Here is a 13,840-nt window from a genome sequence, read left to right on the forward strand (position 1 = left end):
CCTGCTACCCGAGGAGTGATTCCCTCCAGCGATGGACGGATCGTCCTGTAGTACCTGCGCCGCCCCCTCCCGACATACCGGGGCGGCGGCATCATGAGCATCCCCTTGCTGCTTCTCGCAGCCGCGTTCCTCCTGATTCTCGCCAACGGCTTCTTCGTGGCCGCCGAGTTCGGCCTGGTCACGGTCGAGGCGACGGACGCCGAGAAGGCCGCCGCGGAAGGCGACCGACGGGCCCACCGGGTTGTCGAGTCGCTCAAGGAACTGTCCTTCCAGCTCTCCGGCACCCAGCTCGGCATCACCATCACCTCCCTGGTCGTCGGCATGCTCGCCGAACCTGCGCTCGCGGAGCTGCTGGGCGGCCCCTTCACCGCGATCGGCATCCCCGAGGGTGCGGTGTCCGGTGTGGCCGTGGTCGTCGGCATGCTGCTGGCCTCGGCCGTGCAGATGGTGATCGGCGAGCTCGTGCCGAAGAACTGGGCGGTGTCCCGGCCGATGCAGGTCGCGCGCTTCGTCGCCGGCCCGCAGCACGCGTTCGCCCGGCTGTTCCGCCCGGTGATCGCCGGCCTGAACTCCGTCGCCAACCGTCTCGTCCGCGCGCTCGGCATCGAGCCCGCCGAGGAGCTGGCCTCCGCCCGTACGCCGGGGGAGCTGGTCTCCCTGGCCCGGCACTCCGCCCAGGCCGGCGCCCTGGAACAGGACACCGCCGACCTCTTCGTACGGACCCTGTCGCTCGCCGAACTCACCGCGCAGCACGTCATGACCCCACGCGTGAAGGTCAGCGCACTGCACTCGTCGGCGACTGCCGAGGACGTGGTGAACCTGACCCGAGCCACCGGTCTGTCGCGCTTCCCGGTCTACCAGGAGAAGATCGACGAGATCGTCGGGATGGTCCATCTGAAGGACGCGCTGGCGATCCGTTCGAGTGATCGTCTGCGCACCCCGGTCGGCCGCATCGCCCGCCCGGCGCTGCTGGTCCCCGAGACCCTCCCGGTCCAGCCCCTCCTCGCCCAGCTGCGCAGCGAGCAGCCCATCGCGGTCGTCGTCGACGAGTACGGCGGCACGGCCGGAGTGGTCACCCTCGAGGACATCGTCGAGGAGATCGTCGGCGAGGTCCGCGACGAGCACGACGACGTGCTCAACGAACCGCCCGAACTCGCCGCCGCCCCGCCGGAGGACGGCCGCCCCGCCTGGGACGCCGACGGCAGCTGCCGCGTCGACATCCTCCTGCGCATAGGACTCGACGTGCCCGAGGGGCCGTACGAGACCGTCGCCGGACTGGTCGCCGACCTGCTCGGGCGGATCCCGGCCGTCGGCGACAAGGCGGAACTGCCGGGCTGGCGGCTGTCGGTGCGCCGGGTCGGCCACTACCGCGCCGAGCGCGTCCGGCTGGTCCGGACCGGTGCCGTGGTGGAGGTCGCCCGATGAGCGTGCTCCAACTCCTCTTCGCCGCGCTGCTCGTGCTCGCCAACGGATTCTTCGTCGGCGCCGAGTTCGCCCTCGTCTCGGTCCGCCGCAGCCAGATCGAACCGCTGGGCACGGCACGGGCCCGTCAGGTGCTGTACGGCCTGGAGCGGCTGCCGCAGATGATGGCGGCGGCGCAGTTCGGCATCACCGTGTGCTCACTGACGCTGGGCGCGGTCGCCGAACCGACGGTGGCGCACCTGCTGACGCCGGTGTTCGAATGGATCCACCTGCCGCACGGCCTGATCCATCCGCTCACCTATGCCATCGCGCTCGCCGCGGTCGTCTTCTTCCACCTGGTCATCGGCGAGATGCTGCCGAAGAATCTGGCCATGGCGGCGCCGGAGAAGGTCGCGCTGTGGCTCAGCCCCGGCCTGGTCTGGTTCGCCCGCTTCTGCAAGCCGATCACCGTGGCCCTCGGCGCCGTATCGCATGCCATCCTGCGGCTCTTCCGCGTCGACCCGAAGGACGAGGTCGAGGCGGTGTTCACGAGCGAGCAGCTCAACCGGCTCGTCGAGGACTCCGGTCAGGCGGGCCTGCTCGACCCCGAGGAGCAGGAACGTTTGGAGGACGCCCTGGAGCTGGGCTCCCGCCCGGTGACGGACGTCCTGCTGAAGCGTGAGTCCCTGGTGACCGTCAGCCCGTCGGTCACCCCCGGCCAGATCGTCGCGCTCACCGCCCGCACCGGGTACTCCCGCTTCCCGGTCGCGGCGGAGAACGGCGCCTTCATGGGCTACCTGCACGTGAAGGACGTACTCGACCTGGAGGAGTCGCAGCGCGCGGTGCCGCAGCAGGTGTGGCACCCGATGACGACACTGCGCTCCGAACTGCCCCTGGACGACGCCCTCACGGTCATGCGCCGCGCCGCGACCCACCTCGCCCAGGTGGCCGACGCGTCCGGCAAGGTGCTGGGGCTCGTCGCGCTGGAGGACGTACTGGAACTCCTGGTCGGCGAGGTACGGGACCCTGCGCACCGGGAGCTGCCGGAGGTGCGGGTGACTGCGCCGCGGGTGAACACCGGGGAGCCGGAAGAGGCAATGGCCGGCTGAAGGCGCACCGGCTCGCGGGATCCGTCACATGGCCGACGGATCCTGCGGGCCCCTTCCCGACAGCACCTCGCCGTACGCCTGCATCAGATCCGGCAGCCGCAGCGTCGACAGGTCGTCCCTCGTCAACGCCCCCGGATAGGTCGACAACCGCAGATCCCGGTACGCGCAGCTCTTCTCGTACAGCGTCCGCAGGAACCGTCCGTTGCCCAGTTCGTCGATCCATCCCTGATCGACCACGTGCCCGGCGATGGACCGCAGCTCGTCCAGCGCCTCCTCGTCCCACACGTCCCCGTTCTCCGCGGCGAGCACCTCGCCGATCGAGGTCAGTTCGAGGGGACGGTACGAGGGGAAGTCGACGCGGGTCGTGAAGCGCGAGGACAGACCGGGGTTCGCGGCCAGCAGCCGGTCCATGCCCTCGGGATAGCCGGCGAGGATCACCACCAGGTGGTCCCGGTTGTCCTCGGCACGCTTCAGCAGCACCTGCAGGGCCTCGTCGCCGTACGCGTCGCCCTTGCCGTAGCCGGAGTTGGACAGGGAGTAGGCCTCGTCGACGAAGAGCACCCCGCCGAGCGCGGAGTCGATGAGTTCATTGGCCTTCACGGCGGTCTGGCCCAGATACTCGCCCACCAGATCGGCGCGCTGGGCCTCCACGAGATGGTCGCCGCCGAGGAGCCCGAGGGCGTAGAAGACGCGGCCCAGAATCCGGGCGACCGTGGTCTTGCCGGTGCCGGAGGGGCCGGAGAAGACGAAGTGCCGTTTGGGCGGCTGCACCGGCAGCCCCTGCCCGGTGCGCAGCCGGGCCATGTTCAACTGGGCGGACAGCGCCTTGACCTGGCGCTTGACGGGCTCCAGCCCGACCATGCGCTCGAGCTCGGCGAGCGCCTCCTCGAGTAACTGGGGGTCGGTGGGCCCGGCGGGCAGCTGATGAGCCGGCACGGACGTCTTCTCGCGCACCGCAGGGTCGGCCACCGACGGCAGCGGACCGGTCGGCGGCAGATCGGGGTCCGACAGCTTCAGGTCCCGTCCCTCGATGCCGAAGAGCGGGTCGAGTCCGTCGGGACCGTCGCCCAGGTCCGGCCCGATCCCGGTGAGGGTGATCGCCGCGAGGTCGGCCGGGTCGTCGAATCCGTCGCCCTCGGCGATGGCCGCGAGCCGGGCCGAGGTGTCCATGAAGGCGGGGTCGACGCGGTGCACGGCACGGTAGAGCGGGAGTGCCGCGGCGGACCGGCCCGTGCCCTCGTGCGCCCGGGCCAGCCAGTACCGCAGTTCCTTGCGCTGAGGCTGCTCGCTGCGGCACCGCATCAGCGCGGCCGACAGCAGCGGCTCGGCCTGCCCGTACATCTCCAGCCGGACTCGCGCCATACCGCCGAACAGGCCCGCCTCGATGCCGAGCATCGTGTCGTCGAGCAGTGGGTCGGTGTGCCGGACCAGTTGGTCCCAGTCCTTGACCAGATAGGCGCGGCAGGCGTGCAGGAAGCGGACCTGGTGATCGGTGTCCACGGGCGGGAGCCCGGCCAGCGCCCGGTCCAGTTCCGGGACGTGCCGGCCGTCCAGCCAGTGCGAGGCATGCGCCAGCAGCAGATCGCGTGGGCTCTCCAGCACCGGCTGCACCCACCAGCCCAGCCAGTACCAGGAGTTGATGGTCCGCCGGTGCCGTGCGCGCTGTTCCCCGAAGCGGTCCCGGTGCCGGAACATCCGCAGCAGCGCGGTCGTCGTGTCGACGCGCAGCGCGTGCAGGCCGAGCCAGCCGTCGGCCATCCCGGGATCGATCCGGACCGCGGTGCGGAACTCCTCCTCCGCCTGCGGATAGGCCCCCATCGTGTAGGCATCCACGCCTCGCAACCAGGCGAGGTCGGCCGGAGCCTCGGGGCCCCGCGTGCCGAAGTCCATCACGTCCCCCACAAACCGTGCCCCCGTCGGTTGGCCGACCGCTCGTCCGTCGGCCGCCGTGGTCGAACCGCCGTGCCGCAGACCGGAGTTGCAACGGTGCGCAGAGCAGCCGTCCGTAGGTCGCACCGATGGCATCGTACCTGCGAGGGTGTCGCCCGCCCCAGGGTGCCGCACCGGCCGTTTGTCGAGGTGGGAGCAGATCGGGCGGAGCGCCCTCGGTGACCGAGGGTGAGCGAATCGCGCCTCTCGGCGCCCGAAAAGTGGGGTGAGGGCAGAACGAAGCCCCCGATCACGGGGGAACAACCGGGGGCTTCGCGTCTGCGGGCGGCCTCGAATGACCGCACATTCAGAACGTAAGTCCTGTACGGCCCCCGGGTCAAGCAGAGTTGAGGCACTCCGCGAACTTGCTCCGGAGGGCTCTTCACAAGTTCAGCACATTGCCGATGGGTCGTCACCGTGTGTGATGGTGAGGTCCGGTCCATTGGTCTCGGCAGGCCCAGGAATCACCTCATATCCCTTCCCGCACTGCCGAACCAGAAGGTCCGCGAAGGGCCTGGACGGGTCCTCGTCGAAGTGCTTTCGCTCCGCCCCGACCCACCCGTCCCAGAACTCCCGCTGCTCCTCCCCGTCCCGTGCGCGGCCCCGCGCCCAGGATTCCTCGCGTGGCAGTTCCATCCAGAGCAGCTGGGCGAGATACGGGCGCAGGGCGCGGCGGCCGGCGCCGACACCCTCGACGAGCATCACCGGAGCGGGCGGCAGCGCGCGGGGCGGTCCGAAGCGGCGGGTCCGCCAGTCGTAGGGCGTGCAGCGGGCGGTCCCGCCCCGCGCGAGCGGTTCGATGACCTGGGTCAGCAACCGTCCGGTCCACTCGAACAGCTCGTCGTGGCTCGCGATGTCGTCGAGGCGCAGCACCGGGGCGTCACCCAGTGCCCGGGCCAACTGCCCGGCGAACGTGGACTTTCCGGAGCCGGCGTGCCCGTCGACGCCGATCAGGCGGACCGGGCCGCAGGACGGGGGGAGCCGGCGGAGCCGGGTGGCGAGGTCGTGAATCGTTTTTCCTGAAGTGAGACGGGGTGGTGGGCATATTTCGTTGGAACATTCTAGTAGCGGGTGAAAGCGGATGCAGAGACGGGATGAGAAAAGGTGTCGCTTTGAACTAGCCGCCGGATGTCCGCATTGCCGCCGAAAAACTCAAGCCACCACAGTGAAATCTGCGTTCCGGTTGAGCCGCACGCTGAGTAAGGTGCCTGGTGTGCAACTGTGAGGCGCCGTAACGGGGATGGGCTGGGACAGATGGCCGCGGGGTTATTCGAGGGGCAGTATGTGTGGCATCCGGCGGCCGACGACCGCGTGCTCGCGAGCGTATGCGTCGATGTCCGGGCCGGGCGATATCTGAGCGCCGGCGATGCCCTGGCCGAAACGCGGGGTGACTTCGCCCTGCGGGCCCATCGCTCTCTCGTGCTCGCCTCGGAGGCCGCCGACTCCGATCTCGTCGAGCGCTGGCTCGCCGACGATCCCGGGCCCGAGGCGGCGCTGCTGTGGGCGCGGGTGGCGGTGCTGCGGGCGCTGCGCGCGGCCGACGCGCGTGACCCGCGCACCGAGGCGCTGGAGCGGATAGCGCTGGCCGCCTGCGACCGGGCCGCGACGGCGGACCCCGCCGATCCCACGCCCTGGGTGGCCAAGCTGGCCATGGCCCGGCTGCACCGGCTGCGCGACCGGGCGCCGCGCGGGCTGCTCACCGCCCCGCCCGGGCCGTGGCGCCTGTTCGCCCACATCCTCTCCATCGACCCCTGGCACCGCGAGGCCCACCACCGCTTTCTGGCCTGCTTCTTCACCCGGTACGGCGGCTCCGTGACCGCCGCCTGGGACGTCGCCGCCTTCCTCGGCCAGCGGGCGCCCGCCGACTCGCCGCTGCGCCTGCTGCCGCTGGTCGCCCTGGTGGAGTGCTACGACCCGACCCAGCTGCTCGCCGACCGGGTCTGGGAGCAGCCGCAGTGGCGTACGACCGCTCTGGCGATCCACCACGCCTGGCTGCCCACGGTCACCGACTACTCCTTCACGCCGGTCCTCGACCTGGCCTACCTCGCGCATGCCCTGGTCATGGCCCGGCACGAGGAGGAGGCACGCGCCGCCTTTACGGCGATGGGGCCGTACGCCTCGCGCATGCCCTGGTCCGCCTTCGGTGACCCGGCCGAGCAGCTGTCCCGGGCGCGCCGCGTCTGCGGCCTGCCCGTGCCGGGTGCCTGACGGACCGCAACCCCCCACCAAGAGAAAGGTCCGACCCGTGTCAGAAAGGATGACGGCCCCGCGTGCCCGAGTGCGCGGGGGAGCCGATCCGAGCGCGCTCGACGACGACGCGACCCTGCATGCGATGGGTTATCCGAGAAAGCTGACCCGCCGCTTTCAGGCGTTCGACAATTTCGCCATCTCATTCACCATCATCAACATAATCTCGGGAATCTTCTCGGGAATCGGATTCGGTCTGAACGCGGGCGGTCCGAGCGTTCTCGTCTTCGGCTGGATCGGCGTGTCCGTCATGGTGCTCTTCGTGGGAGCAGCAATGGCGGAAGTCGCCTCCGCATATCCGACGAGCGGTGCGCTGTATTTCTCCGCCGGGAAACTCGCCAAACGGCACAAGGGTGCCTGGTCCTGGTACACCGGCTGGCTGAACTTCGTGGGCCAGGTCGGCGGCACGGCCGCCACCGGGTACGCCGCCGCGACCTTCATCCAGGCGTTCATCGCCCTGCAGTGGCCCTCCTACGAGCCCTCGGGCCACCGGACGGTGCTGATCACAGCGCTGATCATCGTGCTGCAGGGGCTGGCCAACACCTACACCGTGCACATGGTGGCCGTACTGAACCGGATCTCGGTGTGGTGGCTGCTGATCGGGCTCGTCGTCATCGTGAGCGCTTTGGTCGTCATGCCCGATCATCATCAGTCGGCTTCGTTCGTCACGCATTTCGCGAACAACACCGGTTTCACGAGCGCCCTTTACGGCGGGATGCTCGGTCTGCTGGTCACGAGCTGGACCTTCACCGGCTTCGACGGCAGCTTCCACATGTCCGAGGAAACCGTCCGGGCGACGGTCAATGCGCCGCGGGGGATCACGCGGGCGATCGCATACTCCGCGATAGCGGGGCTGCTGCTGATGCTCGCATTGGTCTACAGCATTCGTGACTACGACCGCGTGGCGAGCGCCGACGCACCTCCCGTGCAGATCCTGATCGACGGGCTCGGAGTGGGCACCGCCAAGGTGCTGCTGTTGATCGTGATCGGCGCGATGCTCTTCTGCGGCCTCGCCAACCTCACCAGCAACACCCGGCAGATCTTCGCCTTCTCCCGGGACGGCGCGATGCCCGGCTCCCGCTGGTGGCACTCGGTCTCGCCGCGCACCCGCACCCCCGTGAAGGCGGTGTGGCTCGCGGTTGCCTGCTCGCTGGCGCTCGTGCTGCCCGGCTGGTGGTCGCACACGGCGTTCACCGCCATCGTCAGCGTCAACGTCGTCGGACTCTTCCTCGCGTACGCCGTCCCGATCCTGCTCCGGCTGCGCCTCGGTGACGAGTTCCAGCCGGGGCCGTGGCACCTGGGCCGCTGGGGACGGCCGGTCGGGGTGGTCGCGGTGACCTGGATCCTGCTCAGCAGCGTCCTGTTCATGCTGCCGCACGCCTCGCCGGTCACCGTCGACACCTTCAATTACGCACCGATCGCGCTGGCCGGCGTCCTGGCCGTGGCCACGGTGTGGTGGTTCGCCTCGGCCCGCCGCCGCTTCCACGGCCCGGTCAGCTACGGCCGCCCCGACGAGGTCGCCGCGATGGACCTCGTCTGACGATTCGTCACCCCTTCCCGGCGTACGCCGCCGCAATGGCGTACGCCGGGACCACCGCTCGTCCATCCCACCCAGCGCGCGGGGTGGTTGGGGGGGCAGGCGACCGGCCTCCCTTCATGCCACTGGTCGACACCAATATTGGTGGGGCGCGCCATGCGCCAAGTGCTGGCAGACGAAGGCCCCCGCGGTCATAGTTGGCGGACAAACGTGCACTGGACCCGCCCGACTCGGACACCTGGGGGTTCTTCCGCCCATGAGCAGAGCCGAACAGCCGTCCCGCAGAATCGTTCTGGCGGCCGCGGTCGCCGCAGCCGTCACCGGCAGCGCGGGCCCCGCGGTCGCCGGCGCCCGCCCCGTGGCCAAGGGCCCCGCCTCCGCCCCGGCCCGCACCGTCGACAACCGCGCCTGGACCTCGTACGCCGACTGGCACAGCGGCGCAGCCCGGGGCACTCGGGCCGTCGCCGGCGCCCGCCCCGGCATCGTGATCGCCAAGGCCGCCGGCACCACCGACTACACGGACCCGCACACCGGCAGGACCGCCCGCTGGGAGTACGCGACCTGGACGTCCCCCGTCCACCGGCTCACCGTCCCCGCGACCGAGGCGATCGCCTCCTGGAACGCGCACACCCCCGACGGCAGCTGGCTCGGGATCGAACTGCAGGGGACGTACTCGGACGGCACCGCCACCCCCTGGTACGTGCTCGGCCGCTGGGCAGCCGGCGACCAGGACATCCGGCGGACCTCGGTCGACGACCAGAGTGACGACAAGAGCAGTGTCTGGACGGACACGTTCGCCATCGACGACCCGGCCACCGGGCTGCGCCTGGCCTCCTACCGGCTGCGGCTCACCCTCTACCGCAAGCCCGGCACGAAGATCACCCCCAAGGTCTGGCGGGTCGGCGCGATGGGCTCCGACGTCCCCGACCGCTTCACCGTCCCGGCCGCCGCTCCCGGCCGCGCCCGGGAGCTGACCGTCCCGCGCTACTCGCAGGAGACCCACGTCGGCCAGTACCCCGAGTACGACAACGGCGGCGAGGCCTGGTGCAGCCCCACCTCCTCGCAGATGATCGTCGAGTACTGGGGCGGCCGGCTCACCCAGGAGCAGCTGGCCTGGGTCGACCCGGCGTTCGCCGACCCGCAGGTCTGCCACGCGGCCCGGTACACGTTCGACTACCAGTACGACGGCTGCGGGAACTGGCCGTTCAACGCCGCCTACGCGGCCACCTTCAAGGACATGCAGGGCGTCGTCACCCGGCTCCGCTCGCTCACCGATCTGGAGAGGCTGATCGCGGCCGGCATCCCGGCCATAACGTCCCAGTCCTTCCTGAAGGAGGAGCTGACCGGGGCCGGGTACGGCACGGCCGGGCATCTGATGACCGTCGTCGGCTTCACCGCCGACGGCGACGTGATCGCCAACGACCCGAACTCACCGAGCAACGAGGCGGTGCGGCGCGTCTACAAGAGGCGCGAGTGGGAGAACATCTGGCTGCGGACCAAGCGGTACAACGCCGACGGCAAGGTCGTCTCCGGCACCGGCGGTGTGTGCTACCTCTACTTCCCGGCGCGTCCGACCCCGAGCCAGCGCGCGGCGCTCGCGGCGGTGGGGGTGCGCTGAGCGGGTTTGTGCTGTGAGCAACCTCTCCGCCGCAGGTGCCGTTCGCGGTGGCAGGGTGGGCGTATGACCGCGCACTCAGCCACCGCCGCCCGCGTCCGTACCGGCGGCCCCGAGGAAGACGGCCCGAAGATCCTCGAGCACGTCCTGGGCTGGACCCTCGTCGTGGTCGTCGCGATGCTGGTCACGCAGCTCGGCCTGCTGTGACTTGACACACACAGGCATCTTTGGCCGGACATTTACCGACTCTGCTGTAGAGCGGCTTCATCAAGGCCGATCAGACTCGAACGAGCAGCTGGTGTGCCTCTGCCATACTGCGGATGTCCCGCCGCCCGTTGGATAACAGGGTCGAAATTGAATATCAGTCAGCAGCGCGACGCGGCCCGTCCCCGGGCCCGCGGCACCGAGCGCTCGATGGCGCGCCGTGCCGAACTCATCGTCATCGGGCGGAAGCTGTTCGCCGACACGTCGTACGACGCGCTCTCCATGGACGACATCGCCCGGCAGGCCCATGTCGCCAAGGGGCTCATCTACTACTACTTCCAGTCCAAGCGCGGCTACTACCTCGCGATCATCCAGGACTCCGTCGCCGACCTGGTCACCTTCGCCGCGAGCGGCCTCGAGCTGCAGCCGGTGGACCGCGTCCACCGCACCATCGACAGCTACCTCCGCTACGCCGAGCACAACCAGGCCGCCTACCGGACCATCGTCAGCGGCGGCGTCGGCTTCGACACCGAGGTGCACGCCATCCGGGACGGCGTGCGCGCGGCGATCGTGGCGACCCTGTCCGAGGGGGCGTACGGCCGTACCGACATCGCCCCGCTGGCCCGGATGGGCCTGCTCGCCTGGGTGTGCAGCGTCGAGGGAGCCACTCTCGACTGGATCGACCGCCCCGAGCTGCCCCGCGACACCATGCGCGACCTGCTGGTGAAGACTCTCGGCGGGGCCATGCGCGCCATCGAGGAGATGGACCCCGCCTACCCGGCACCGGAGCCGGCCCGCCGCGACGGCTGACCCGGCCGCGCCCACGACAAGGGGCGGAGGTCTCGTGGTCCTCCGCCCCTGGCCCCCCGTGCGACCGGCTAGTTGATCGCCTTGATCAGCTCACCGCCCGTCGTGTCCCCGCTCAGCTCCCAGAAGAACGTCCCGCCCAGCCCCTGCTGGTTCTTGTACGTCATCTTCGTCGCGATGGTCGCGGGGGTGTCGTAACTCCACCAGTTGCTCCCGCACTTGGCATACGCGGTGCCGCCCACCGTCCCGGTCGCGGGGCACTTGGTCTTGAGGACCTTGTAGTCCTCGATGCCCGCCTCGTAGGTGCCTGCGGCCGCCCCGGTCGCCGTGCCGCCGGGCGCCGACTGTGTGACGCCCGTCCAGCCGCGGCCGTAGAAGCCGATGCCGAGCAGCAGCTTGGACGACGGGATGCCGAGGCCCTTGAGCTTGGCGATGGTCGCCGAGGTGTGGAAGCCGGCCTTCGGGATGCCGGAGTAGGAGTTCAGCGCGGAGTGCGGAGCCGTCGGACCGGTCGCGTCCCAGGCCCCGAAGAAGTCGTACGTCATCGGGTTGTACCAGTCGACGTACTGCGCCGCGCCCGCGTAGTTCGCCGCGTCGATCTTGCCGCCGCTCGTGGCGTCGGCCGTGATCGCCGCGGTGACCAGGTTGCCGGAGCCGAACTTGGCGCGCACCGCCGACATCAGGTTCTTGAAGGCCTCCCGTCCGCTGGTGTCACAGGTGGCGCCGCAGGCGTTCGGGTACTCCCAGTCGATGTCGATGCCGTCGAAGACGTCGGCCCACTTGGAGTTCTCGACCAGGTCGTAGCAGGACTGCGCGAACGCGGCGGGGTTGCGGGCCGCCTCACCGAAGCCGTTCGACCAGGTCCAGCCGCCGAAGGACCACAGGACCTTCAGGCCCGGGTGCTTCTTCTTGAGCTCGCGCAGCTGGTTGAAGTTGCCGCGCAGCGGCTGGTCCCAGGTGTCGGCGACGCCGTCCACGGACTCGGCGGCGGTGTAGGTGCGTTCGGTCGCGGCGTAGTTGTCGCCCATCGCGCACTTGCCGCCGGTGACATTGCCGAACGCGTAGTTGATGTGGGTCAGCTTGGCCGCGGAGCCGGACGTCTCGATGTTCTTGACGTAGTACTTGCGGTCGTACGTGCCCCATTCGGTGAAGTAGCCGACGACCTTGGAGCCGGCGGCCGGTCTTGGCGCCGAGGGGGCGGGTTCGGCTGTGGCGGTGCCTGCGCCGGCGAGCAGCCCGGCGCCGAGGACGGCCGCGCACGCGGCGGACACGAGCGCCCGGAACCGGACGCGGGGGCGGTGCGAAGTGAGCATCGGGGTGTCTCCTCCGTGGGGGAGAGGGGAGCTGGGCCGATTGGCATGAACGCGATGATGTGAACCGCTCCGTCAAGGTAGGAGGACTAGACCAGTACGTCAATGGTTCGGACCAATTTCGGTGCCGCGGATAACTTGCTGGATACTTCTTGGAGTGAGCGGTCGTTAACTGGTGACCGGTTGCCTCCGATCGGGCATACTCACAGCGCACAGCCGCTGTTCAGCAGCTTTCGAGACCCGGAAATTGCGAGCATCGGACCGGCACCAGTGAGACCCGGCGGAGCCGCCCCACCCAAGGCGTACGTCCGCCGACGTGCCCGACAGGGAGGATCGTCGACATGCCCGACCGCGCCCCGCAGCCGGTGGACCGTCAACTGCCCACGGACGAGGCCCGGGATCTGATCTCGCTCGTCCGCGACATCGCGCAGCGTGAGATCGCCCCGAAGGCGGCCGAGGAGGAGGACGCCGGACGCTTCCCGCGCGAGGTCTTCACCCTGCTCTCGGAATCGGGACTCCTCGGCCTGCCCTACGACGTCGAGTACGGCGGCGGCGACCAGCCCTACGAGGTCTACCTCCAGGTCCTCGAGGAGCTCGCCGCGGTCCGCCTCACCGTCGGCCTCGGCGCCAGCGTGCACACCCTGGCCTCCTACTCCCTGGCCGCCTACGGCACCAAGCAGCAGCAGGTCGAGCACCTGTCCGCGATGCTCGGCGGCGGACTGCTCGGCGCGTACTGCCTGTCGGAACCGGCGTCGGGCTCGGACGCGGCCTCCCTGCGCACCAAGGCGGTCCGTGACGGCGACGACTGGGTGATCACCGGCACCAAGGCCTGGATCACGCACGGCGGCATCGCCGACTTCTACACGGTCCTGGCGCGCACCGGCGAGGACGGCCCGCGCGGAATCACCGCCTTCCTCGTGCCCGGCGACGCCCAGGGGCTGAGCGCGGCCGCACCCGAGAAGAAGATGGGGATGAAGGGCTCGCCGACGGCCCAGGTCCACTTCGACGGGGTCCGGGTCGGCGACGAGCGGCGCATCGGCGACGAGGGCCAGGGCTTCGCCATCGCCCTGTCCGCGCTGGACTCCGGGCGGCTCGGCATCGCGGCCTGTGCGATCGGGGTGGCCCAGGCGGCGCTCGACGAGGCGGTGACGTACGCGACCGAGCGGCGGCAGTTCGGCAAGCCGATCGCCGACTTCCAGGGCCTGCGGTTCATGATCGCCGACATGGCGACGCAGATCGAGGCGGGACGCGCGCTGTACCTGGCGGCGGCACGGCTGCGCGACGCCGGCCGGCCGTTCGCCAAGCAGGCGGCCATGGCCAAGCTGCACTGCACCGATACGGCGATGAAGGTCACCACCGACGCCGTACAGATCCTCGGCGGGTACGGCTACACCGCGGACTTCCCGGCCGAGCGTTACATGCGCGAGGCCAAGGTCCTGCAGATCGTCGAGGGCACCAACCAGATTCAGCGGATGGTCATCGCCCGTCACCTAGCAGGTCCCGAGGAACGCTGAACTGACCACGCTTGACCTGCGGCGCCGCGAGCCGGATCCACTCCGGGTCGTGGTGCCCGGGCAGGGTGCGGCCACGGTCGGCCCAGGTGCGCATCAGCTCGCGGTAGATGGGCGGATCCGGCTGCTGCGGAGGCGCCGGCGCAAGCGTTCCTGCCGGCCGCGGAACG

General features: G+C 70.2%; 11 protein-coding genes. 8 read left to right on the forward strand and 3 right to left on the reverse strand.

Annotated features, from left to right (window positions below):
* Nucleotides 1-93 precede the first annotated feature (93 nt).
* Both ACZ7M7_RS26505 and ACZ7M7_RS26510 read left to right on the forward strand, forming a co-directional pair.
* On the forward strand, nucleotides 94-1,425 hold the full coding sequence (locus ACZ7M7_RS26505; protein WP_472120705.1) for a hemolysin family protein: 1,332 nt from the start codon (nucleotides 94-96) through the stop codon (nucleotides 1,423-1,425).
* Complete coding sequence (locus ACZ7M7_RS26510; RefSeq protein WP_383612996.1) at nucleotides 1,422-2,510, forward strand: hemolysin family protein; 1,089 nt, start codon at nucleotides 1,422-1,424, stop codon at nucleotides 2,508-2,510. Before ACZ7M7_RS26505 ends, ACZ7M7_RS26510 begins: the two co-directional genes overlap by 4 nt.
* Before the next feature lie 24 nt (nucleotides 2,511-2,534).
* On the opposite strand, the gene ACZ7M7_RS26515 is transcribed toward ACZ7M7_RS26510, so the two are convergent.
* Together ACZ7M7_RS26515 and ACZ7M7_RS26520 are read right to left on the reverse strand one after the other, a co-directional pair.
* A complete protein-coding gene (locus ACZ7M7_RS26515) occupies nucleotides 2,535-4,400 on the reverse strand; it encodes an AAA family ATPase (RefSeq protein ID WP_472120707.1) in 1,866 nt (621 codons plus the stop codon).
* 429 nt (nucleotides 4,401-4,829) lie between these two features.
* The gene (locus ACZ7M7_RS26520) at nucleotides 4,830-5,450 is read right to left on the reverse strand and encodes a uridine kinase family protein (RefSeq protein ID WP_472120795.1); all 621 of its coding nucleotides are present in this window, start codon (nucleotides 5,448-5,450) and stop codon (nucleotides 4,830-4,832) included.
* A gap of 243 nt (nucleotides 5,451-5,693) precedes the next feature.
* Here ACZ7M7_RS26520 and ACZ7M7_RS26525 point away from each other — a divergent pair, with 243 nt between their 5' ends.
* The 5 genes from ACZ7M7_RS26525 (at nucleotide 5,694) to ACZ7M7_RS26545 (ending at nucleotide 10,852) form a co-directional block, all read left to right on the forward strand.
* Entirely contained in the window at nucleotides 5,694-6,647 is a 954-nt protein-coding gene (locus ACZ7M7_RS26525) for a hypothetical protein (protein ID WP_383612990.1), read from the forward strand.
* Between the two features lie 37 nt (nucleotides 6,648-6,684).
* Entirely contained in the window at nucleotides 6,685-8,226 is a 1,542-nt protein-coding gene (locus ACZ7M7_RS26530) for an amino acid permease (protein ID WP_472120709.1), read from the forward strand.
* Between the two features lie 253 nt (nucleotides 8,227-8,479).
* Nucleotides 8,480-9,841 carry a peptidase C39 family protein gene (locus tag ACZ7M7_RS26535; RefSeq protein ID WP_472120711.1) on the forward strand — a complete coding sequence of 454 codons (1,362 nt, stop codon included), beginning with the start codon at nucleotides 8,480-8,482 and terminating at the stop codon, nucleotides 9,839-9,841.
* Nucleotides 9,842-9,904: 63 nt separating this feature from the next.
* A complete protein-coding gene (locus ACZ7M7_RS26540; RefSeq protein WP_383631619.1) occupies nucleotides 9,905-10,045 on the forward strand; it encodes an SCO1431 family membrane protein in 141 nt (46 codons plus the stop codon).
* 147 nt (nucleotides 10,046-10,192) lie between these two features.
* Nucleotides 10,193-10,852: a TetR/AcrR family transcriptional regulator gene (locus tag ACZ7M7_RS26545; protein ID WP_453826266.1), complete on the forward strand. Its 660-nt coding sequence runs from the start codon at nucleotides 10,193-10,195 to the stop codon at nucleotides 10,850-10,852.
* A gap of 68 nt (nucleotides 10,853-10,920) precedes the next feature.
* Here ACZ7M7_RS26545 and ACZ7M7_RS26550 read toward each other — a convergent pair whose 3' ends face one another.
* Nucleotides 10,921-12,162, reverse strand: a complete 1,242-nt coding sequence (locus tag ACZ7M7_RS26550) for a glycoside hydrolase family 18 protein (RefSeq protein ID WP_472120714.1) — start codon at nucleotides 12,160-12,162, stop codon at nucleotides 10,921-10,923.
* Nucleotides 12,163-12,500: 338 nt separating this feature from the next.
* On the opposite strand from ACZ7M7_RS26550, the gene ACZ7M7_RS26555 reads away from it, so the two are divergent.
* Entirely contained in the window at nucleotides 12,501-13,673 is a 1,173-nt protein-coding gene (locus tag ACZ7M7_RS26555) for an acyl-CoA dehydrogenase family protein (RefSeq protein ID WP_383612975.1), read from the forward strand.
* Nucleotides 13,674-13,840: the final 167 nt, after the last annotated feature.

It is taken from the genome of Streptomyces sp. NPDC111606 (assembly GCF_055656945.1).